This is a genomic window from Promicromonospora kroppenstedtii DSM 19349 (assembly GCF_000515355.1).
GTDB lineage: Bacteria > Actinomycetota > Actinomycetes > Actinomycetales > Cellulomonadaceae > Promicromonospora > Promicromonospora kroppenstedtii.
The window spans coordinates 42,719-43,509 of the sequence record NZ_KI911740.1 but is presented as its reverse complement, the minus strand read 5'-3'; the positions used below and the strand labels follow the sequence as shown (position 1 = coordinate 43,509).

Below are 791 nucleotides of genomic sequence, written 5' to 3'. Positions count from 1 at the left end.
GCCCTCGCCGGGCTCACGGCCGCCCCGGCGTGGCCGCAGGCGCCCCGCCCGGTGATGGCCGACGACCTGCTGCCCGAGCGCGTCCTGACCGGCGACTACACCGCCCGCGCCACCCTGATCGCCCAGGCCTTCACCCCGCTGCAGGACGCCGGCGGCGCCGTGCTGGAGACCCTCTCGGCCTATCTGGGCACGGGTCGCTCCCTGGAGGCCGCCGCCCGTCATCTGTACGTTCACCCCAACACGGTGCGCTACCGGCTCCGCAAGGTCTCGGAGATCACCGGGTGGGACCCGCTCGACGCGCGCGAGTCGTTCGTGCTGCAGGTGGCGCTGGCTCTGGGCCAGCTCGGCCGCGGCTGAGTCCGCCGAGACGTACGTCACTAACCTGCACCCAAGATGAGCGCCTTGTAGGTTCCCGACAAGGCCCCCCGACCAGGTTGGTACGGGTCGCGACGTCCCGTGAGCGGCCTGGGTTGGCAGAGTGGACGCGTGCTCGCCGTCGTCTGCCCTGGACAGGGCTCTCAGACCCCCGGGATGCTCAGCGACTGGCTTGAGCTGCCCGGCACCGAACAACGCCTCGCGGCAGCCTCCGAGGCCGCCGGCCTGGACCTGGTCGCGCACGGCACGACGTCGGACGCGGACACGATCCGCGACACCGCCGTGGCCCAGCCGCTGATCGTCACCACCTCCCTGCTGGCGCTGCGCGCCCTGCTCGACGGCCGCGCCGCCGCGGACGTCGTCGACGTCACCGCGGGCCACTCGGTCGGCGAGCTGTCCGCCGCGGCAGTCGCGGG

General features: G+C 73.7%; 2 protein-coding genes. Both read left to right on the top strand.

Annotated features, from left to right (window positions below; all coding sequences use genetic code 11):
• Positions 1 to 357 (top strand): PucR family transcriptional regulator (locus PROKR_RS22680; protein ID WP_036967888.1); only part of this gene is annotated, 357 nt, incomplete at its 5' end.
• A 129-nt stretch (positions 358 to 486) separates the two neighbouring features.
• Positions 487 to 791 (top strand): acyltransferase domain-containing protein (locus PROKR_RS22675; protein WP_157602580.1); only part of this gene is annotated, 305 nt, incomplete at its 3' end.